This is a genomic window from Streptomyces sp. EDA2-14, from assembly GCF_054963755.1.
Genome location: NZ_JBUEGE010000001.1, coordinates 1,080,921 through 1,100,361, shown reverse-complemented (window position 1 = coordinate 1,100,361; position 19,441 = coordinate 1,080,921). Strand labels below are relative to the sequence as shown.

At 72.8% G+C, this 19,441-nt stretch carries 19 protein-coding genes; 6 read left to right on the top strand and 13 right to left on the bottom strand.

Annotated elements, in window-relative coordinates; translation table 11 throughout:
• Nucleotides 1-7: 7 nt before the first annotated feature.
• From ACY34M_RS04900 to ACY34M_RS04875, 6 genes are read right to left on the bottom strand one after another with little or no spacing between them, the layout of a single operon-like run.
• Nucleotides 8-1,015, bottom strand: coding sequence for a 2Fe-2S iron-sulfur cluster-binding protein (locus tag ACY34M_RS04900; protein ID WP_462718677.1), 1,008 nt, complete (start codon nt 1,013-1,015; stop codon nt 8-10).
• Entirely contained in the window at nt 1,002-1,214 is a 213-nt protein-coding gene (locus ACY34M_RS04895; protein ID WP_462718676.1) for a hypothetical protein, read from the bottom strand. Before ACY34M_RS04895 ends, ACY34M_RS04900 begins: the two co-directional genes overlap by 14 nt.
• Nucleotides 1,211-2,377, bottom strand: coding sequence for a Rieske 2Fe-2S domain-containing protein (locus tag ACY34M_RS04890; protein WP_462718675.1), 1,167 nt, complete (start codon nt 2,375-2,377; stop codon nt 1,211-1,213). Before ACY34M_RS04890 ends, ACY34M_RS04895 begins: the two co-directional genes overlap by 4 nt.
• A gap of 6 nt (nt 2,378-2,383) precedes the next feature.
• Nucleotides 2,384-3,427 (bottom strand): 4-hydroxy-2-oxovalerate aldolase, encoded by a 1,044-nt coding sequence (gene dmpG, locus ACY34M_RS04885; protein ID WP_462718674.1) that lies wholly within the window; start codon nt 3,425-3,427, stop codon nt 2,384-2,386.
• Nucleotides 3,424-4,350, bottom strand: coding sequence for an acetaldehyde dehydrogenase (acetylating) (locus tag ACY34M_RS04880; RefSeq protein WP_462718673.1), 927 nt, complete (start codon nt 4,348-4,350; stop codon nt 3,424-3,426). Before ACY34M_RS04880 ends, dmpG begins: the two co-directional genes overlap by 4 nt.
• Nucleotides 4,351-4,358: 8 nt before the next feature.
• A complete protein-coding gene (locus ACY34M_RS04875) occupies nt 4,359-5,144 on the bottom strand; it encodes a 2-keto-4-pentenoate hydratase (protein ID WP_462718672.1) in 786 nt (261 codons plus the stop codon).
• 170 nt (nt 5,145-5,314) lie between these two features.
• Here ACY34M_RS04875 and ACY34M_RS04870 point away from each other — a divergent pair, with 170 nt between their 5' ends.
• Together ACY34M_RS04870 and ACY34M_RS04865 are read left to right on the top strand one after the other, a co-directional pair.
• The gene (locus ACY34M_RS04870; protein ID WP_462718921.1) at nt 5,315-6,859 is read left to right on the top strand and encodes a FadD3 family acyl-CoA ligase; all 1,545 of its coding nucleotides are present in this window, start codon (nt 5,315-5,317) and stop codon (nt 6,857-6,859) included.
• Between the two features lie 87 nt (nt 6,860-6,946).
• Nucleotides 6,947-8,557, top strand: a complete 1,611-nt coding sequence (locus ACY34M_RS04865) for a flavin-containing monooxygenase (protein ID WP_462718671.1) — start codon at nt 6,947-6,949, stop codon at nt 8,555-8,557.
• Here ACY34M_RS04865 and ACY34M_RS04860 read toward each other — a convergent pair.
• The 7 genes from ACY34M_RS04860 to ACY34M_RS04830 form a co-directional block, all read right to left on the bottom strand.
• Nucleotides 8,547-9,461, bottom strand: coding sequence for an alpha/beta hydrolase (locus ACY34M_RS04860; protein WP_462718670.1), 915 nt, complete (start codon nt 9,459-9,461; stop codon nt 8,547-8,549). The genes ACY34M_RS04865 and ACY34M_RS04860 overlap by 11 nt on opposite strands.
• Nucleotides 9,458-10,243, bottom strand: coding sequence for a glucose 1-dehydrogenase (locus ACY34M_RS04855; RefSeq protein WP_462718669.1), 786 nt, complete (start codon nt 10,241-10,243; stop codon nt 9,458-9,460). The genes ACY34M_RS04860 and ACY34M_RS04855 overlap by 4 nt, the downstream gene beginning before the upstream one ends.
• A gap of 327 nt (nt 10,244-10,570) precedes the next feature.
• Nucleotides 10,571-12,142, bottom strand: coding sequence for an FAD-dependent oxidoreductase (locus ACY34M_RS04850; protein WP_462718668.1), 1,572 nt, complete (start codon nt 12,140-12,142; stop codon nt 10,571-10,573).
• Nucleotides 12,139-12,582: a nuclear transport factor 2 family protein gene (locus ACY34M_RS04845; RefSeq protein ID WP_462718667.1), complete on the bottom strand. Its 444-nt coding sequence runs from the start codon at nt 12,580-12,582 to the stop codon at nt 12,139-12,141. The genes ACY34M_RS04850 and ACY34M_RS04845 overlap by 4 nt, the downstream gene beginning before the upstream one ends.
• 126 nt (nt 12,583-12,708) lie before the next feature.
• Nucleotides 12,709-13,866, bottom strand: coding sequence for an acetyl-CoA C-acetyltransferase (locus tag ACY34M_RS04840; protein WP_462718666.1), 1,158 nt, complete (start codon nt 13,864-13,866; stop codon nt 12,709-12,711).
• A gap of 13 nt (nt 13,867-13,879) precedes the next feature.
• Nucleotides 13,880-14,476, bottom strand: a complete 597-nt coding sequence (locus tag ACY34M_RS04835) for a TetR/AcrR family transcriptional regulator (RefSeq protein ID WP_462718665.1) — start codon at nt 14,474-14,476, stop codon at nt 13,880-13,882.
• Nucleotides 14,473-15,261 carry an SDR family oxidoreductase gene (locus ACY34M_RS04830; protein ID WP_462718664.1) on the bottom strand — a complete coding sequence of 263 codons (789 nt, stop codon included), beginning with the start codon at nt 15,259-15,261 and terminating at the stop codon, nt 14,473-14,475. The genes ACY34M_RS04835 and ACY34M_RS04830 overlap by 4 nt, the downstream gene beginning before the upstream one ends.
• A gap of 139 nt (nt 15,262-15,400) precedes the next feature.
• Between ACY34M_RS04830 and ACY34M_RS04825 the strand changes: the two genes are divergently transcribed.
• From ACY34M_RS04825 to ACY34M_RS04810, 4 genes are all read left to right on the top strand, one after another.
• Nucleotides 15,401-16,273, top strand: coding sequence for an enoyl-CoA hydratase (locus ACY34M_RS04825; RefSeq protein ID WP_462718663.1), 873 nt, complete (start codon nt 15,401-15,403; stop codon nt 16,271-16,273).
• The gene (locus ACY34M_RS04820) at nt 16,270-17,409 is read left to right on the top strand and encodes an acyl-CoA dehydrogenase family protein (protein ID WP_462718662.1); all 1,140 of its coding nucleotides are present in this window, start codon (nt 16,270-16,272) and stop codon (nt 17,407-17,409) included. The genes ACY34M_RS04825 and ACY34M_RS04820 overlap by 4 nt, the downstream gene beginning before the upstream one ends.
• Nucleotides 17,409-18,392 (top strand): acyl-CoA dehydrogenase family protein, encoded by a 984-nt coding sequence (locus ACY34M_RS04815; RefSeq protein ID WP_462718661.1) that lies wholly within the window; start codon nt 17,409-17,411, stop codon nt 18,390-18,392. Before ACY34M_RS04820 ends, ACY34M_RS04815 begins: the two co-directional genes overlap by 1 nt.
• Before the next feature lie 85 nt (nt 18,393-18,477).
• On the top strand, nt 18,478-19,383 hold the full coding sequence (locus ACY34M_RS04810; protein ID WP_462718660.1) for a chitosanase: 906 nt from the start codon (nt 18,478-18,480) through the stop codon (nt 19,381-19,383).
• Nucleotides 19,384-19,441: the final 58 nt, after the last annotated feature.

Genomic DNA, 19,441 nt, shown 5'->3' with positions numbered 1-19,441 from the left:
TCGGTCCTCAGTATTCGACCCGCACCCGGTCCGTCGTCGGCAGGGCCTGGCAGGCGAGGGTGTAGCCCTCGGCGAGGTCCTCGGCGTCGAGGACCTCGTTGTGCCGCAGGGTCACCGCGCCCTCCACGACCCGGCATGTGCAGGCCGCGCAGGCGCCCTCGCGGCAGGAGTACGGGGCGGGGACGCCCGCGGCGAGGAGGGCGTCGAGGAGCGGGGTGTGCTCGTCGCCGGCCGCCTCGTGGGTCTGCCCGTACAGCTCGGCGGTGACCGTGACGGTCGAGCCCACGGGGGCCGGTGCGGTGAACACGTCGCCGGTCAGGGAGAAGTACCGCTCGCGGTGCACGGCGGCGGCGCCCGTCCCGCGCAGCACGTCCTCGGCCCCGTCCATCAGGGGCTGCGGCCCGCACAGATAGGCGGTGCGGCCGGGTGCGAGCGGGGTGAGGAGGGCGCCGAGCGCGCCGCGGGTGGGCAGGCCCTGGAGGGTTTCCAGCCAGTGGACGACGGCGAACCGGCCGGGGTGCTCCTCCGCGAGGCCCCACAGCGCGTCCCGGAAGATCACCGAGTCCTGGTCGCGGTTGGCGTAGACGAGGGTGACCGTGCCGGTGCCCGCGGCGAGCACGGAGCGGGCGATGGACAGGCACGGGGTGATGCCGCTGCCGCCCGCGACGAGCAGCACGTCCTCGTCGAGGGATGCGGGCGTGAACGTCCCGGCGGGCGGCAGGCACTCCAGTACGTCACCGGCCCTGATCTCCTCGCACACCCACCCGGAGCCCGCCCCGCCCGGCACCTTCTTCACGGTGACGCGGGGCGGTTCCCCGGTGTGCGGGGACGAGGCGAGGGAGTAGCAGCGGGCGCCGCCGCCGGGGATCCGCAGGGTGAGGAACTGGCCGGGCAGGTACGGCAGTTCGGGGGCGTCGAGGACGAGGGAGACGGCGTCGGCGGTCTCGCGTACGACCTCGGCCACCCGCAGCGTGAGCGTCCCCGTACGCGGCTCGGCGAGGTCAGCGCTGGTCACGCCGGGTCACCTCCAACCGGCCCTCGTCGACGGCGCGGTCGATGGACGCGCGCAGCTCCGGGCAGCCCTGCGCGGCGAGGCTCCGGCAGCCGGCCCGCGCGGCGTGCGTCCACTGGATCTGGAGGTGGTACGGGCTGTACTTCTCGCAGAGCACCTGGCCGCCGCAGGCGCCGCAGCCGACGGCGGTCATCGGGGTCATGCCCCGCCCCCGGTGACGTACGAGGTGACGCCGCCCGCCTGGAGGTTCCGCTCGGCCTCGGCGCGCCAGTTGTCGCCTGCGTGCCGGGTGTCCAGCTCGAACTCGAAGCGGTCCGTCATCTCGTCCTTGACGTCGGCGGCGTCGACGTAGAACTGCTCGTACCAGCGGCGGAGTTGGTAGACCGGGCCGTCCTCCTCGGTGAGGAGCGGGTTGTCGATGCGGGTCTTGTTCTTCCAGATCTCGACGTCCTGCTCGAAGCCGACGGCGAGGCCCTCGCTGGTGACGCGGGCGGCCTCGGCGGCCTCTTCGTCGCTCATGCCGGGCAGCTTCTTGACCATGGCGCCGTACATGAGGACGAACCGGTCGGGGCCCACCGGGTAGTGGCAGTTGATGAGGACGGTCTCCATCTCGGCGCCCGGCGCGACCTCCGCGTACAGCCAGTCGATCATGTACGAGGGGCCGAAGTAGGAGGCCTCGGAGCGCAGTCCGCCGGAGGCGGAGAGGGTGCCGAGGTCGACGTCGGGGCGCGGCTCGGACCTCATGTACTGGGTGGCGACGTGCCCCTCGAAGACGTTCTTGAAGAACACCGGGAACGAGTAGTGCACGTAGTAGAAGTGCGCCATGTCGACGACGTTGTCGACGATCTCGCGGCAGTTGGTGTCGATGGTGACGGCGTTCCACTGCCAGTCGGACCACAGCTCCCGCTCCTCCTGCGGGCCGTGGATTCCGGCGAGTTCGGGGATGTCCTGGCCGGGCGGGGGCGGGTTGCCCTCGGGGTCGTGCCAGACGAAGAGCTGCTTGTTGCGCTCCAGGGCGTGCCAGGTGCGGGTCTTGGCGCGGGGCGGGACGCGGCGGGCGTAGGGGATTTCGCGGCAGCGGCCGTTGCCGCCCCAGCGCCAGTCGTGGAAGGGGCAGGCGAGGGTGTCGCCCTTGACGGTGCCGTGGGCGAGGTTGCCGCCCATGTGGGGGCAGAAGGCGTTGAGGACGTGGAGTTCGTGGTCCTCGGCGCCTTCGAAGACGACGAGGGTGGTGCCGAACGCCTCGACCTCGTGCGGCTTTCCGTCCCGGAAGTCGGCGGCGAGGCCGATGCAGTGCCAGCCGCGGGCGAAGCGCGCGGGGGCGGCCCCGGCGTCGATGACACGTACGTCATGGGTGGTCGTCATGGCGCATCAGGCTTTCTGTGAAGGAGCCGAGAGAGCGACGGCGATGTCGATGAGCTGGTCCTCCTGGCCGCCGACGAGCCTGCGGCGGCCGGCCTCCAGGAGGATGTCGGTGGCGCTGACCTCGTAGCGGGCGGCCTGCCGTTCGGCGTGCTTGAGGAACGAGGAGTACAGGCCCGCGTAGCCGATGAGCAGCGAGTTCCGGTCGAGCAGGCACTCGTCGGCCATGATCGGGCGGATCTCGTCCTCGGCCGCGTCGATGATCTTCAGTACGTCGATGCCGGTGCGCCAGCCGGACCGCTCGGCGACCGCCGCCCACGCCTCGGTCGGGGTGTTGCCCGCACCGGCGCCGAAGCGGCGGGTGGAGGCGTCGATCTGGCGGGCGCCCGCGCGGACCGCGGCGACGGAGTTGCCCACGCCGAGGCCGAGGTTCTCGTGGCCGTGGAAGCCGACCTGCGCGTCGTCGCCCAGCTCGGCGACGAGCGCGGAGACCCGGTCGGTGACGCCGTCCATGAGGAGCGCCCCGGCCGAGTCGACGACGTAGACGCACTGGCAGCCCGCGTCGGCCATGACGCGGGCCTGCTTCGCCAGGTTCTCCGGGGTGGTGGAGTGGGCCATCATCAGGAAGCCGACGGTCTCCAGGCCCATGTCGCGGGCGAGCCGGAAGTGCTGCTCGGAGACGTCGGCCTCGGTGCAGTGGGTGGCGACGCGGCAGATCTGCGCGCCGTTCCCGTGGGCCTCGCGGATGTCGTCCTTGGTGCCGAGGCCGGGCAGCATCAGGAAGGCGATCTTCGCGTGTGTCGCCGTCTCGACCGCCGTCCTGATGAGCTCCTGCTCGAGGGTGTGCGAGAAGCCGTAGTTGAAGGAGGAGCCGCCGAGTCCGTCGCCGTGGGTGACCTCGACGACGGGGACGCCTGCCGCGTCGAGCGCGCCGACGACGGTGCGTACCTGCTCGGTGGTGAACCGGTGGCGGTGGGCGTGGGAGCCGTCGCGGCAGAAGGAGTCGGTGACGCGGATGTCCAGGTCGGCCGAGTAGGGGCGTTCGATGGTCACGTGGTGGTCCCCTTCGGCTGCTGCTTCGCGAACTCCTCGCCGACCTTGGTGGCGGCGGCGGTCATGATGTCGAGGTTTCCTGCGTACGGCGGCAGGAAGTCGCCGGCGCCCTCGACCTCCAGGAACAGGGCGACGCGGGCCATGCCGCCGTTCTCGGGGCGCGCCTCGTCGAACTGCGGCTCCGCGCGCAGCCGGTAGCCGGGCACGTACGCGGCGACCTGCGCGGCCACTTCGTGGACGCTGCGCGTGATGGCCTCGCGGTCGGCGTCCTCGGGGATGGCGCAGAAGACGGTGTCGCGCATGATGACGGGCGGCTCGGCCGGGTTGAGGATGATGATCGCCTTGCCCTTCCGGGCGCCGCCGATCTCCTCGATGCCGCGGGAGGTGGTGCGGGTGAACTCGTCGATGTTCTGGCGGGTGCCGGGCCCGGCGGAGACGGAGGCGACGGACGCCACGATCTCCGCGTACGGCACCGGGACGATCCGGGACACCGCGTACACCATCGGGATGGTGGCCTGGCCGCCGCAGGTGACCATGTTGACGTTGTCGGCGGCGAGATGGGCGGTCAGGTTCGCGGGCGGTACGACGCCGGGCCCGACGGCGGCCGGGGTGAGGTCGATCGCCCTGATGCCCGCCTCCTTGTAGCGGGGGGCGTTCTCCCGGTGCACGTACGCGCTGGTCGCCTCGAAGACGAGGTCCGGGAGCTCGTCCTGCGCGAGCAGCCGGTCGACGCCCTCGTGGTGGGCGTCGAGCCCTGCGGCGCGCGCCTTGGCGAGGCCCTCGCTCGCCGGGTCGACGCCGATCATCCAGCGCGGCTCGATGTGCTCGGAGCGCAGGAGTTTGTAGAGGAGGTCGGTTCCGATGTTGCCGGAGCCGACGATGGCGGCGGTCGCCTTCTTCGGCACGCCTGTCATGGCAGTCATGGCACGTCCTAGGTGAAGGAGAGGGACACCGGGCCGAGCCCGGTGAAGTCGGCGGTGTACGTGCGGCCCGGCGCGACGTCGACGGCCCGCGTGCACGAGCCGGGCAGGATCAGATGCCCGGCCTCCAGGCGCACCCCGAACCGGTCGACCGTGCGGGCGAGCCAGGCGACGGACTCGGCGGGGTCGCCGAGCACGGCGTCCCCGCGCCCGGACGCGAGCGCCGCGCCGGTGTCGTCGCTGAGATGTGCCTCCACGTCCCTCAGGTCGAGGTCGCCGATCGGGCGGCCCGCTCCGGTCACGTAACCGGCCGACGAGGCATTGTCGGCGATGGTGTCGGCGATCGCGATGCGCCAGTCCGCGATCCGGGAGTCGATCAACTCCAGTGCGGGCACGACACGTTCGGTGGCGGCGCGGACGTCGGCGGCGGTGCAGTCGGCGCCGGGCAGCGGCGCGCCGAGCACGAAGCCGATCTCGACCTCGACGCGCGGCGCGCAGTACCGGCCTGCGGGCACGGGCGTGTCCTCGGTCAGCTCCATCGTGGACAGGAGGTGGCCGTAGTCGGGTTCGTCGACGCCCATCATCCGCTGCATCACGGGCGACGACAGGCCGACCTTGTGGCCGCGGACGGTCTCCCCCGCGGCCAGCCGTTCGCGGATGCCGATGAGCTGGATCTCGTATGCGTCGACGGCGGTGATGCCGTCGAAGGTCTCGGTCAACGGTCGGATCGGCGAGCGCGCGGCCTCCGCCGCGGCCAGCGTCTCGGCGGCCTTGCGCCGCTCGGCTTCCGTGAGCATCGGGCCCGCTCCTCGCTGCTGGGTTTGCTCGGGTGCGGTGAACGTAGGCGGCGCGCGAAGGGGGCGGCGACGGCGTCTTCCCGGTGAGCGGGAAGCCGTGGCTGACCGGGCGGCACGGCGCTGCGAACCTCACCGGCACAGCCACGACAGCCAAGGAAGGGGCGCGCCGGATGGACGGTCCGCTGACGATCGCAGGCCTCGCGGACTGGGCGGCCGACGCCTGGGGCGGGGACGAGGCCCTCGTGCACGGGGGCGGGAGCCTGACCTTCGAGGAGCTGCGCGACGCGGTCGACGAGAGCGCGCGGGCGCTGATGGCGCACGGACTCGCGGCGGGCGACCGGGTCGGCGTGTGGGCGGTGAACAGCGGGCGCTGGGCGATCGCCGCGCTCGGGGCGCTGGCGGCGGGCGGTGTGCTCGTGCCGGTGAACACGCGCTACCGGGGCCGGGAGGCGGCGGACATCCTGCGCCGGGCGCGCTGCCGGTTCCTCTTCACCGAGCACGACTTCCTCGGCACGGACTACCGGCGGATGCTCGCCGGGGCCGGGGAGCCGCTGCCGGACCTGGAGACGGTCGTGGCGCTGCACGACGACGCGGAGTGGGCCGCCTTCACGGGGCGGGCCGGGCGGATCACGCCCGGGGCCCGCCGCGCGCGGACCGCTGCCGTACGTCCCGGCGACGACGCCGACATCCTCTTCACGTCCGGAACGACCGGGCACCCCAAGGGAGTCGTCACGACGCACGGGCAGACGGCGCGGCTGTACGCGCAGTGGGCGCGGGAGGTGACGCTGACGCGCGGGGACCGGTATCTGCTGGTCAACCCGTTCTTCCACACGTTCGGCTACAAGGCGGGCATCGTGGCCTGCCTGCTGGTGGGCGCGGCGATGCTGCCGGAGGCGGTGTTCGAGGCGGGCCGCACGCTGCGGCGGATCGCCGAGGACCGGGTGAGCGTCGTGACGGGCGCGCCGACGGTGTTCATGTCGCTGCTGCGCCACCCCGACCGCGCGGCCCACGACCTGTCGTCGCTGCGGATGACCGGCACGGGCGCCTCGAACATCCCCACCGAACTCATCGAGGAGATCAGGGAACAGCTCGGCGTCGCCCTCGTCTACACGGCGTACGGGCTGACCGAGTCCGACGGCACGGTGACGATCTGCCCGCCCAGCGAGTCCGCGCACGTCCTCGCCCGCACCGCGGGGCGTGCCCTGCCCGGCACCGAGGTGCGGATCGACGCGGCGACCGGCGAGATCCTCACCCGCGGCTACCACGTGATGCGCGGCTACCTCGACGACCCGGCGGCCACGGCGGCGGCGGTCGACGCGGACGGCTGGCTGCACACGGGGGACGTGGGCGTGCTCGACGAGCGCGGGTTCCTGACCGTCACGGACCGGCTGAAGGACATGTTCGTGGTCGGCGGCTTCAACGCGTACCCGGCCGAGATCGAGCAGGTGCTGCGCGGCCATCCGGGGATCGCGGACGTGTCGGTGGTGGGCGCGCCGGACGGGCGGCTCGGTGAGGTGGGGGTGGCGTTCTGCGTCCCCGCAGCTCCCGGACTCGCCCTGGAAGGAGCGGAGTTGAGTACGTGGTCGCGGGAGCGGCTCGCGAACTTCAAGGTGCCGCGCCGCTTCGTACCGGTGCCGGAACTGCCGCACAACGCGGCGGGGAAGGTCGACAAGACGGCACTGCGGGCGCGCGCCGCCGCGGTGGAGCACGCCTGACTCCCGCCTGGTCCTCGCCAGGCCCCTCGTCCGGCTCTCGCCCGACCACCAACAACCGCCCGACCAACCACAACCCTAAGGACCGCCATGCCCGAACAGGTGGATGTCGTCATCGTCGGCGCCGGATTCTCCGGCCTCTACGCCGCGTACCGGATGCGTGAACTCGGCCTGGACGTGGCCGGGTTCGAGCGGGGCGGGGACGTCGGCGGGGTCTGGTACTGGAACCGGTACCCGGGCGCCCGCTGCGACGTGGAGTCCGTCGACTACTCGTACTCCTTCGACCCGGAACTGGAGCAGGAGTGGGACTGGTCGGAGAAGTACGCGACCCAGCCGGAGATCCTGCGCTACGTGGAGCACGTGGCCGGGCGGCACGATCTGCGGCGGCACTTCACCTTCGGCACGTCCGTGGTCTCCGCCGAACTGGACGAGGAGCGGCTGCGCTGGACGGTGCGCACGGACGGCGGGCACACGGTCGAGGCGCGGTACGTGCTGTTCGGCGTCGGCTGCCTGTCCTCCACCCACCTTCCCGGGATCGAGGGCATCGCCGACTTCGCCGGGGCCTCGTACCACACCGGTGAATGGCCGCACGAGGGCGTGGACTTCACCGGGCTCCGGGTCGGCGTCATCGGCACGGGCTCGTCCGGTATCCAGTCGATCCCGGAGATCGCGCGGCAGGCGGCCCGCCTCACGGTGTTCCAGCGCAGCGCCAACTACTCGATCCCGGCGGGCAACAAGCCGCTGAGCGACGCGGACCGCACGGCCCAGAAGGCGGACTACGCCGAACGGCGCCGCCTCGCCCGCCTCTCCGGAGGCGGCTCCCCGCACACGGCGCACCCGCTGAAGACACTGGATGTCTCGCCCGAAGAGCGCCGAGCGGCGTTCGAGGAGAGGTGGGAGCTGGGCGGGGTCCTGTACTCGAAGACGTTCCCCGACCAGCTCACCGACCGTGCGGCGAACGACGAGGCGCGCCGGTTCTGGGAGGAGAAGGTGCGCGCGGAGATCGCCGATCCGGCCGTCGCCGAACAGCTCGTCCCCGCCGACCATCCCATCGGCACGAAGCGGATCGTCACGGACGACGGCTACTTCGCGACGTACAACCGCGCGAACGTGGACCTGGTGAACCTGCGTGCCACCCCGATCGAGCGGGTCGAGGCGGACGGCATCCGCCTCGCGGACGGCACGCTCGTCGAACTCGACGTCATCGTGTACGCGACCGGGTTCGACGCGATGACCGGCTCCCTGGACCGGATCTCCGTCACCGGCCGGGCCGGCCGCACCCTGAAGGAGGCGTGGGCGGCGGGCCCCCGCACCTACCTCGGGCTCGGCGTGGACGGCTTCCCGAACCTCTTCAACCTCGCCGGCCCCGGTTCCCCGTCCGTCCTCGCCAACATGATCCTCTGCGGCGAACAGCACACCGACTGGATCGCCGCGCTTCTCACCCATGTACGGGAGGGCGGTTACGCGGGTGTGGAGGCGCGCGCGGACGCCGTGGACGGGTGGGTGGCCGAGTGCCGGGAACGCGCGGCCGGGACGCTGATGCCGCAGGCGAACTCCTGGTACCTCGGCGCCAACATCCCCGGGAAGCCGCGGGTGTTCATGCCGTTCGTGGGGGGCTTCGGGGTGTACGGCGACATCATCGAGAAGGTCGCGGCGTCCGGATACCAGGGGTTCGAGCTGCTTCGGCCGCTCAGCGGGTGAGGCTCGCGAGGTGGGCGAAGGCCGCGGCGCGGGCGGCCTTCGCCTCGGGGAGGGCGGCGTCCCCGCCCATCGTCATGAAGCCGTGGAACGCCTCGTCGTAGCAGTGGTGCTGGGCGCTCACTCCGGCGGCCGCGAGGAGTTCCGCGTACCGCCTTCCCTCGTCGCGCAGCGGATCCAGCCCGGCGGTGACGACGAACGCGGGCGGCAGACCGTCGAGGCGCGTCGCGGCAAGGGGCGTGGCGCGGGGGTCGCGGGCGTCCTCGGGGCGGGGCAGGTACTGCTCCCAGTACCAGCGCAGATGGTCGGCGGTGACGAAGTACCCCTGCGCGTTCTCCTCGTACGAGGCCGAGGCGCGCGCCGGGTCCAGCATCGGGTAGTACAGGTGCTGGGCGGCGACGGCGGGCCCGCCGCGCTCGCGGGCGAGCAGCGCGGTGACGGCGGCGAGATTGCCCCCGGCGCTGTCCCCCGCGACGACGAGGGGCCGGTCCGGGTGCTTGGCGGCGGTCCACAGGAGGGCGGTGTACGCGTCCTCGGGGGCGGCGGGGAACGGGTCCTCGGGGGCGAGCCGGTAGCCGACGGACACGACCAGCGCGCCGGTCGCGGCGGCGAGTTCACGGCAGAAGCCGTCGTGCGAGTCGAGCGAACAGAGGACCATGCCGCCGCCGTGGAAGAAGAGAACGACGGGCGTGTCCTTGTCGGCGGACTCGTAGACCCGAACGGGGACCCCGTCGGCGTCGAGATCGGTCACTTGGCGCACGGCGGGGAGCCGGGACGGTGGTGGGGCGGGGCGCGCGGCGAAGTACGCCCGCACGTCCCCGATGTCGGTGAACTCGGTGCCGAGGGCCGGGAAGTTGGCGGTGCAGGCGTCGATGAGGGCCCGGACCTCCGGGCGGGGACCGGTCATCCGTCGGCTCCCCGGTTGCCCCGGCCGCGCGGGGTGAGCCCTGGCATCCGGCCGGCCGAGGCGCCGCCGTCCGCGGCGACCTCGGCTCCGGTGAGGTAGGAGGCGTCGTCGGAGGCGAGGAACGCGACGAGGCGGGCCACCTCGTCGGGCCGCCCGATGCGGCCGAGCGCGGCGGCCGGGTGGTCGGTGGTGCCGAGGTGGGCGGTCATGGCCGTGTCGATGGCGCCGGGGAAGACGGCGTTGACGCGGATGCCGTCGCCGCCGAGTTCGAGGGCGGCGGTCCGGCTCAGTCCGCGCAGCCCCCACTTCGCGGCGCCGTACGAGCCGTGGCCCCAGATGCCCTGGAGCCCGGCCTGCGAGGAGATGTTGACGATCGAACCGCCCCGCTCCCCCGCGCGCATGGCGGGGACGACGGCCTGGATGCCCAGGAACGGCCCGACGAGATCGACCTTGAGGATCCGCTCGAGCTGCGCGGGATCCTCGTCGACCACGGGCGAAGTGGTGTATATGGCTGCGTTGTTGACGAGAACGTCGAGCCGACCGTACGTGTCGACGGCGACCTCGACGGCGTGCGCCCAGGACGTGGCGTCGGTGACGTCGAGCCGCACGAACCGCGCCGCGTCACCGAGCCCGGCGGCGACCTTCTCCCCTTCGTCGACGAGTACGTCACCCAGCACGACCCGCGCCCCACGCGCCACGCACTCCCGGGCGACGGCCTCTCCCATCCCCCGAGCGGCCCCGGTCACCAGCGCAACCGCCCCGGCCAACTGTCCCTCACTCATCCGCACACGCCTCCAACTCGCTGCTGCCTACACCTGCGCAGAGCCTTCCCCGACGAGGACCGGGAGACGACGCCCAATTCCCGCTGACCGGGAGGAACCGGGGCCCGACACCCACCGGGACGGTCGACCCCACCCGCCTTCGGCAATCCGCCGCAGGAGCGGCCCCCACCCCGCCCACGACGGCGGGCCACCACCGCCCTGGGCAATCTGCCGCCTTGGGCGGCAGGGTGGGCAAGGCGGCACCCCGGTGCCGCCTTGCCCAGAGCCACAGGCGCCGGCCCCGGCACAGCGCCAGAACCCCGGCGCCGCGTCACCCGCCCCGCCCGGTCACAATCCCGCGGCCATCCGCCCCGCCGCCCGGTACCCGAACACCATGCCCGTGCCGATCGGTGCTCCCGGGCCCGGGTACACCGCCCCGGTCACGTTGGCCGCCGTGTTGCCCACCGCGTAGAGGCCCTCGATCACGGAGCCGTCCTCCCGCAGCACCCGGGCATCGACGTCCGTACGGACGCCGCCCTTCGTGCCCAGGTCCCCGAGCACGATCCGTACGGCGTGGAACGACCCGGACGACAGCGGCAGCAGGCACGGGTTGGGGGCGCCTGCCTCCCCGTCACCGGCGAAGAACCGGTCGTACGGGTCGTCGCCGCGGGCGAAGTCGGCGTCGTGGCCCTTCTGCGCGTACTCGTTGAACGTCGCGACCGTCTCCGCGAGGCCTTCCGCCGGTACCCCGATCGCCTCGGCCAGCTCCTCCACCGAGTCGGCGCTGCGCCACACCCCGGCCGCCTCGAACGACTCCCGGTCGACGGGGACGAGGACGATGCCGGGCGGCTCCTCGCCGTGCCGCGCATCCCACACCCACCACACGGGACGGTCCGCCGCGTCCCCGGCCCCCGCCGCGATCATGGCCCGGCCCATCCGGTCGTAGGACAGGCACTCGTTGGCGAACCGGCGGCCCTCGGCGTCGACGAAGATCCCGCCGCGGAACCCGAGCGCGAACGCCGCCCCGCCGTCCGGGAACAGCACGGACGGGCACCACCAGCTCTCGCCGAGCAGCGATGTCGCCGCGCCGATCCCCTGCGCGGCCCGCAGCGCGTCCCCCGTGCCGCCGCCGGCCGGGCCCATCGTCCAGTCGGCCCCCGGCCCGTTGCCCCACGCACGGCGCAGTTCGGCATCGCGCTCGTACCCTCCGGCGCCGAGGAGCACGCCCCGCCGCGCGCGGATGCGCACCGTGCGCCCCTGCGCGTCCCGCACCTCCGCGCCGACGACCCGCCCGTCCTCGTCCTGGACGAGCCCGGTGAACGGGGTCCGCGACCGCACCCGTCCGCCCGACGCGTCCAGCGCGAGCAGCAGCCGCCCGATCAGCGCCCGCCCGTCCGCCAACGCCCCCTCGGGCGCGGGCACTCCGAGCCGTTCGCTCCACGCGGGCGGTCGCACCGCGTCGAGCAGCGGCTGCTCGCCCGCGGGCCGCTCCAGCGGGACCGGGAAGACGCCGCGCCCGGCGTCGAAGCGGCCGGGCCCCGGGTAGTAGTCGGGGAACGGCCGGTACTCGAACCGGAGCCGCTCGTCGCGCTCCAGGAACTCGACCGTGGGACCGGCCCCGTCGAGGTACGCGTCCTGCGTCTCGTGCGGCGTCGAGTCGCCGACCAGCGACCGGAAGTACGCGCGCGCCAGGTCCGCGCTGTCCTCGACCCCGGCGCGGGCCTGCGCCTGGTTGCCGGGCAGCCACAGGCAGGCCCCGGCGTACGCGGTGGTCCCGCCGAAGTACTCGGTCTTCTCGACGACGAGGGTGTCGAGGCCGCGCGCGGCGGCGCAGTAGGCACCGGTGAGGGCGGCGCCGCCGGAGCCGACGACCAGCACGTCGACCGTCTCGTCCCACTCCACAACAGACGTGCTGCTCACAGCGTTTCGCTCCTCTCGTACCACTGGGGAAGGACGGCGCGGGCGGCGATCCGCCAGCCGTCCCCGGTGCGCCGGTACTCGTCCTCGTAGCGGACGAGGCAGCGCAGATCGCCCCCGTCGGCGCCGAGGTGATGGGCGACGCTGTAGGTGACGGCCCTGGCGGTGTCGGGGCCGGTCATTTCGGCGACGTGATTCCCCACGTGGTGGAAGGTGCGCGGGTAGGCGGCGAGTTCGTCGAGGAATGTGTGCCGCTCGGCGGGGCCGCAGCGCTCCCAGAGCACCGTGCCGTCGGTCTCGTGGGCGACGATCCTGCCGTCGTCGGTGAACTGGGCGTCGAGGAGGGCGGGTTCCCGTCCGTCGACGGCGAGCGCGTAGCTCTCGGCGAGGCGTCTCAGCGCGAGCGCGTCGCCGGGCTCGGGAGGAACAGGAGTACGGGTCATGCCCTCACCCTGTCCGTGCCTCACCCGGCGCTCCATCGCCCGTTCCCGCTCAGCGGGATGCGGATTGCCCGACGGCCTCCCCGACGGTTTCCGCGGCGGCTTCCGCGGCGGCCCCCGCCACCGGGCTCACAGGCGCTCGATGATCGTGACGTTGGCCTGGCCGCCTCCCTCGCACATGGTCTGGAGCCCGAACCGGCCGCCGGTGCGCTCCAGTTCGTGCAGGAGCGTCGTCATCAGCTTGCTGCCGGTGGCGCCCAGGGGGTGGCCGAGGGCGATCGCGCCGCCGTTGACGTTGACCTTCTCCGGGTCGGTGCCGGTCTCCTTGAGCCAGGCGAGGACGACCGGGGCGAACGCCTCGTTGATCTCGACGAGGTCGATGTCGTCCATGGTCAGGCCGGTCTTCTTGAGCGCGTACGCGGTCGCCGGGATGGGCGCGGAGAGCATCCGGATGGGGTCCTCGCCGCGTACGGAGAGGTGGTGGATGCGGGCGCGGGGCGTCAGCCCGTGCTCCCGTACGGCCTGTTCGGAGGCGATGAGCATGGCCGCCGCACCGTCCGACACCTGCGAGGAGCAGGCGGCGGTGATGGTGCCGCCCTCGACGACCGGGTTGAGCCCCGCCATCTTCTCCAGCGTCGTGTCGCGGCGCGGCCCCTCGTCGACGGTGACGTCCCCGTAGGCGACGGTCTCCTTGGTGAAGCGGCCCTCGTCGATCGCGCGCAGCGCCCGCTGGTGGGAGCGGAGCGCCCACTCCTCCTGGTCCTGCCGCGTGATGCCCCACTTCTGGGCGATGAGTTCGGCGCCGTGGAACTGGTTGACGGGCGCGTCGCCGTAGCGGGCGCGCCAGCCCTCGCTGCCGAGGTAGGGGCCCTCGGTGAGGCCGAGCGGTTCGGCGGCCTGCCGGGAGGCGAAGGCGATCGGGATCATCGTCATGTTCTGTGTGCCGCCCGCGACGACGAGGTCCTGCGTCCCGGAGAGGACGCCCTGCGCGGCGAAGTGGATGGCCTGCTGGGAGGACCCGCACTGCCGGTCGACGGTGACGCCCGGCACCTCCTCGGGCAGCCCGGCGGCGAGCCAGCAGGTGCGGGCGATGTCGCCGGCCTGCGGTCCGACGGTGTCGAGGCAGCCGAAGACGACGTCCTCGACGGCGGCCGGGTCGACCCCGGTCCGCGCGACGATCTCCTTGAGGACATGGGCGCCCAGGTCGGCGGGGTGGACGGCGCCGAGCCCGCCCTTGCGGCGCCCGACGGGCGTGCGGACCGCATCGACGATGTAGGCCTCGGCCATGACGCATCAACTCCTAGCACTCACTGGTTGGTTGGGCTATTCCGTCGAGCACCATCGCCAGGTACTCGCGGGCGATCTCTTCGGGGCTGTGCCGGCCGCCCGGCCGGTACCAGGACGCGGCGACCCACACGGTGTCGCGCACGAAGCGGTAGGTGAGCCGGATGTCGAGGTCGGCGCGGAACGCCCCGGCGGCCACCCCTTCTTGCAGGGTGGTCAGCCAGGTCTGCTCGAACTTGCGCTGTGAGGCGGCGAGGAACGCGAACCGCTCCCTGGCCGCGAGCGCCTTCGACTCCTTCTGGTAGATGGCGACGGCGGGCCCGTGCCGGTCGATCTCCCGGAACGACTCGGTGACCAGGGCCCGCATCGTCTCCCGCGGCCCGTGCCCGGCGGCGAGCACGGTGTCGTAGCGGCCCCACAGTTCGTCGAGGAAGCCGCGCAGGATCTCCTCGACGATCGAGTCCTTGGAGTCGAAGTGGTAGTAGAGGCTGCCCGCGAGCATGCCCGCCGCGTCGGCGATCCGGCGCACGGTGGTGGCGTCGTAGCCCTGCGCCGCGAACACCTCGGCCGCCGTGGCGAGGAGTTCGCGACGCCGCTCGGGCGAGGGGCTCATGCGCGCTGGCTGCTGACGGAGACGACTTCACCGGTCATGTACGAGGAGTAGCCGGAGGCGAGGAAGACCATCACGTTGGCCACCTCCCAGGGCTCCGCGTACCGGCCGAAGGCCTCCTTCTCGGTCAGTTCGGCGAGCAGTTCCTCCGAGGTGACCTTCACCAGGTGGGGGTGCATGGCGAGACTGGGCGCCACCGCGTTGACCCGCACCCCGTACTCGGCGGCCTCCATCGCCGCGGTCCTGGTCAGGGCCATCACTCCGGCCTTGGCCGCGGCGTAGTGCGCCTGCCCCGCCTGGGCGCGCCAGCCGATGACGGACGCGTTGTTGACGATCACGCCGCCGCGGCCGGTGTCGCGGAAGGCGCGCAGGGCGGCCCGGACGCACCGGAAGGTCCCGTTCAGCGTGACGTCCAGGACCTTCGTCCACTGCTCGTCGGTCATGTCGACGAGCGCCGAAGTGCCGCCAAGGCCCGCGTTGTTGACGACGATGTCGAGCCCGCCGTGCCGCTCGGTGGTGTGCGCGAAGAGTGCCTGCACCTGCTCCTCGTCGGTCACGTCGCAGGCGAGCGCGGAGACCCGCTCGGCGCCGAACTCGGCGGCGAGGGCCTCTTCGCTCTCCTTGAGTCGGCGCGCGTGCGCGTCGCTGATGACGACGCGGGCGCCCTCCTCCAGGAAGCGGCGCGCGGTGGCGCCGCCGATCCCGGCGCCCGCGGCGGCGGTGATGACGGCGGTGCGCCCGGCGAGCAGCTGGTTCCCGGGCACGTAATCGGGAGCGACGGAACTCATACCCGCACCTCTTTCGGCAGGCCGAGCGGCCGCTCGGCGACGGTCGGGCGCCCGGCGAACTCCTCGTGCTCGAAGTCCTCGACGCTGTCCATGCTCATAAGCTAACCTACCAAACACTTGTTAGGGAAGGACGTTTCCGATGTCAGCAGCGCACTCCGCAGAGACCGGCGGCCCCGACACCCCCGTCCAGTACGAGGTCAGGGGCCGGGTCGCGCACGTGACGATGAACCGGCCGAAGTACCGCAACGCGCAGAACTCCGCGATGACGTACGCCCTCGACTCCGCCTTCTACCGGGCCGCCGAGGACGAGGCCGTGAAGGTGGTCGTGCTCGCGGGCGCGGGCGAGCACTTCTCGGCGGGGCACGACATCGGGACGCCGGAGCGGGACGCGCACCTGCCGTTCGAGCGGCGGGCCGGGCTGTGGTGGGACCACTCCGACAAGCGGGGCGCCGAGTCGCGGTTCGCGCGCGAGTCGGAGGTGTACCTGGGGATGTGCCGGCGCTGGCGCGAACTGCCGAAGCCGGTGATCGCCTCGGTGCAGGGGGCCTGCGTGGCGGGCGGGTTGATGCTGGCGTGGGTGTGCGACCTGATCGTGGCGAGCGAGGACGCGTTCTTCGCCGACCCCGTGGTGCGGATGGGGATACCGGGCGTCGAGTACTTCGCGCACCCGTGGGTGATGCCGCCGCGGATCGCCAAGGAGTTCCTGTTCACGGGTGAGCGGATGAGCGCGCGCAGGGCGTACGAGGTGGGGATGGTGAACCGCGTGGTGCCGCGGGACGAACTGACCGCCGCGACGAACGATCTGGCGGACCGGGTGGGCGAGATGCCGCGGCTCGGCCTCGCCCTGACCAAGCGCGCGGTGAACCAGGCGGAGGACCTCCAGGGAATGCACACGGGCATGGACTCGGTGTTCGGCCTGCACCACCTGGCGCACGCGCACAACGCGGAGACGGCACAGGACTCGCTCGGCGGCATGGACGTGCACGCCATGAAGGAGGCGGGCGCGCGATGAACCTGGAGTTCACTGCGGATCAGGAAGCCTTCCGTGAGGAGGCGCGGGCCTGGCTCGCCGCGCACGTACCGGCCGAGCCGCTGCCCTCGCTGGAGACCGAGGAGGGCTTCGCCGCGCACCGCGCGTGGGAGGCCGAGCTGTCCGCGGACCGCTGGTCGGTCGTCTCGTGGCCCGAGGAGTTCGGGGGCCGTGGCGTCGACATCTTCAAGTGGCTGATCTTCGAGGAGGAGTACTACGCGGCGGGGGCACCGGGCCGCGTCTCGCAGAACGGCATCAACCTCCTGGCCCCCACGCTCTTCGACCACGCCACGGACGAGCAGCGGGCGCGCGTGCTGCCGTCGATGGCGAGCGGCGGGACGATCTGGGCGCAGGCCTGGTCGGAGCCGGAGGCGGGCTCGGACCTGGCGTCGCTGCGCTCGCGGGCGGTGCGCACGGACGGCGGCTGGCTGTTGCGCGGGCAGAAGACGTGGTCGTCGCGGGCGGCCTTCGCGGACCGGGCGTTCGGCATCTTCCGTACGGACCCGGAGGCCGCGAAGCCCCATCACGGGCTCACGTACCTGATGTTCGACCTGCGCGCGCCGGGCGTCACGGTCCGGCCGATCGGCCGCATCGACGGGAAGCCGGCCTTCGCCGAGCTGTTCCTGGACGACGTGTTCGTGCCGGACGAGGACGTGATCGGCGAGGTCGGCAACGGCTGGCGGATCGCGATGTCGACGACGGGGAACGAGCGGGGGCTCATGCTCCGCTCCCCCGGCCGCTTCCTCGCCTCGGCGGAGCGGCTGCTCGGGCTGTGGCGGGAGCGCGGCGCGGATCCGGCGCTGCGGGACCGGGTGGCGGACGCGGTGGTCGGGGCGCGCGCGTACCAGCTGTTCACGTACGGCAACGCGTCGCGGTTCGCGGCGGGCGAGCAGATCGGGGCGGAGTCGAGCCTGAACAAGGTGTTCTGGTCGGAGTACGACATCGCGCTGCACGAGACGGCGCTCGAACTGCTGGGACCGGACGGTGAACTGGCGGACGGCGAGTGGGCCGAGGGCTACACGTTCTCGCTCGCGGGACCGATCTACGCGGGGACGAACGAGATCCAGCGCGACATCATCGCCGAGCGTCTGCTCGGCCTGCCGAAGGGACGCCGCTGATGAGGTTCCTCCTGGACGCGGAGCAGGCCGAGTTCGGCCGCACGCTCGACCGGATGCTGGGCGCGGCGGACACCCCGTCGGTGATCCGCGCGTGGTCGGGCGGCGACACCGGACCGGGGCGGGCGCTGTGGGGGCGGCTCGCGGAGGCCGGGGTGTTCGCGCTCGCGGTGCCGGAGACGTACGAGGGGATGGGCCCGCTCCCGGTCGAGCTGGCGCTCTCTTACGTGGAGTTGGGCCGCCATGGGGTGCCGGGCCCGGTGGTGGAGACGGCCGCGGTGGCGACGCTGCTGGACGGTTCGGAGGCCGCGAAGGAGTGGCTGCCGCGGATCGCGGCGGGGGACGTGATGGTCACGCTGTCCTCGGGCCCGTATGCGCTGGACGCCGATTCGGCGGACGCGGTGTTCGTGGCGGACGACGACGGTACGGTGCGGCTGGCCGCCGGACACGGTCCGCTGCGGGAGTCGGCGGATCCGGCGCGGCGCCTGTTCGTGCCCGAGGGCGGGGAGGTCGTGGCGCGCGGGGCGAACGTGCGCGCGGCGGCGGACACGGCGGCGTTCCTGACGGCGGCGCAGTCGCTCGGCGTGGGCCTGGAACTGCTGCGGCGCACGGTCGAGTACGTGAAGCAGCGCGAACAGTTCGGGGTGCCGGTCGGCTCGTTCCAGGCGGTGAAACACCGTCTCGCGGACGCGCTGGTGGGCTTGGAGTTCGCGCGCCCGCTGCTGTTCGGCGCGGCCCTGTCGATGACGTCCGCGGACATCGCGGCGGCGAAGCTCGCGGCCGGGGACGCGGCCTACGCGGCCGCCCGCGCCGCCCTCCAACTCCACGGCGCGGTGGGCTACACGGAAGAGCTGGACCTGTCCCTGTGGCTCCGCAAGGCCCGACCGCTGCGGGACGCATGGGGGACGCCGGCGGCGTGCCGGGAGCGGGTGACCGCAGAAGGCCCCAACGGCGGGCGGGCACAATCAAGCCCCGCCGGGGATTGAGGCGCGGGGTCCGGGGCGGAGCCCCGCGGGCGCAACCACGGCACCGGTCGCAGAGTCGCACAGACACTCGCTTACCCTGTGCCGCATGAAACGCGCGGGCTGTCTGGTCCTCTCCTTCGTCGCCGTGGCCCCACTCGCCACGGCCGCCGTCTACTTCCTGTCGCCGGACGACAAGCAGGACGGGGCGGCCCCACGCCTCACCGTCTCCGCCCCGGCCCTCCCCGGCAACCAGTCGGAAGCGGAGCGCAGGGCCGACGACAAGGCGATCGCGAGCCTGCCGCCCGGCCTGGCCGCCCCGGAGAAGAAGGACCTGGCGCAGCGGATCGTCGCCAGCGCCGAGAACTCGACGCTCAACTGGCGCGGCCAGTACGGCTACATCGAGGACATCGACGACGGCCAGGGCTACACGGCGGGCATCATCGGCTTCTGCACCGGCACCCACGACCTGCTGACCCTGGTCGAGCGCTACACCAAGGCCCACCCGGACAACGGCCTGGCCCGCTACCTCCCCGCCCTGCGCAAGGTCGACGGCACGGACTCCCACAAGGGGCTCGACCCCGGCTTCACCGCGGCATGGAAGCAGGAGGCCACGCACAAGGCCTTCCGGGACGCCCAGGAGAAGGAGCGCGACCGCGGCTACTTCGACCCGGCGGTCCGCCTCGCCAAGCTCGACGGCCTGGGCACGCTCGGCCAGTTCATCTACTACGACGCGATGGTCCTGCACGGCCCCGGCACCGGCCCGAACGGCTTCTACGGACTGCGCGAGGCCACCCTCGACGAGGCCGACACCCCGTCCCTGGGCGGCAGCGAGAAGGCGTACCTCGACATCTTCCTGGACCTGCGCCGCAAGGCCATGAAGTCCAAGAACCCCGACCGCGACACGACCCGCATCGACACGGCGCAGCGCCAGTTCCTCTACGACGGCAACCTGTCGCTGAAGACGCCGCTGACGTGGAAGGTGTACGGCGAGACGTTCCACATCCCGGGCTGAACGCACCGCGACGCCCGCCCAGCGTCCGGTCGGGGACTTGATAGGGCGAGCGTCGCGC

Coding starts and splice junctions, on each gene's coding strand:
- ACY34M_RS04895 (WP_462718676.1), bottom strand. CDS start 1,214: ATGACCCCGATGACCGCCGTCGGCTGCGGCGCCTGCGGCGGCCAGGTG.
- ACY34M_RS04890 (WP_462718675.1), bottom strand. CDS start 2,377: ATGACGACCACCCATGACGTACGTGTCATCGACGCCGGGGCCGCCCCC.
- ACY34M_RS04880 (WP_462718673.1), bottom strand. CDS start 4,350: ATGACTGCCATGACAGGCGTGCCGAAGAAGGCGACCGCCGCCATCGTC.
- ACY34M_RS04875 (WP_462718672.1), bottom strand. CDS start 5,144: ATGCTCACGGAAGCCGAGCGGCGCAAGGCCGCCGAGACGCTGGCCGCG.
- ACY34M_RS04870 (WP_462718921.1), top strand. CDS start 5,315: ATGGACGGTCCGCTGACGATCGCAGGCCTCGCGGACTGGGCGGCCGAC.
- ACY34M_RS04865 (WP_462718671.1), top strand. CDS start 6,947: ATGCCCGAACAGGTGGATGTCGTCATCGTCGGCGCCGGATTCTCCGGC.
- ACY34M_RS04860 (WP_462718670.1), bottom strand. CDS start 9,461: ATGACCGGTCCCCGCCCGGAGGTCCGGGCCCTCATCGACGCCTGCACC.
- ACY34M_RS04855 (WP_462718669.1), bottom strand. CDS start 10,243: ATGAGTGAGGGACAGTTGGCCGGGGCGGTTGCGCTGGTGACCGGGGCC.
- ACY34M_RS04845 (WP_462718667.1), bottom strand. CDS start 12,582: ATGACCCGTACTCCTGTTCCTCCCGAGCCCGGCGACGCGCTCGCGCTG.
- ACY34M_RS04840 (WP_462718666.1), bottom strand. CDS start 13,866: ATGGCCGAGGCCTACATCGTCGATGCGGTCCGCACGCCCGTCGGGCGC.
- ACY34M_RS04835 (WP_462718665.1), bottom strand. CDS start 14,476: ATGAGCCCCTCGCCCGAGCGGCGTCGCGAACTCCTCGCCACGGCGGCC.
- ACY34M_RS04830 (WP_462718664.1), bottom strand. CDS start 15,261: ATGAGTTCCGTCGCTCCCGATTACGTGCCCGGGAACCAGCTGCTCGCC.
- ACY34M_RS04825 (WP_462718663.1), top strand. CDS start 15,401: ATGTCAGCAGCGCACTCCGCAGAGACCGGCGGCCCCGACACCCCCGTC.
- ACY34M_RS04820 (WP_462718662.1), top strand. CDS start 16,270: ATGAACCTGGAGTTCACTGCGGATCAGGAAGCCTTCCGTGAGGAGGCG.
- ACY34M_RS04815 (WP_462718661.1), top strand. CDS start 17,409: ATGAGGTTCCTCCTGGACGCGGAGCAGGCCGAGTTCGGCCGCACGCTC.
- ACY34M_RS04810 (WP_462718660.1), top strand. CDS start 18,478: ATGAAACGCGCGGGCTGTCTGGTCCTCTCCTTCGTCGCCGTGGCCCCA.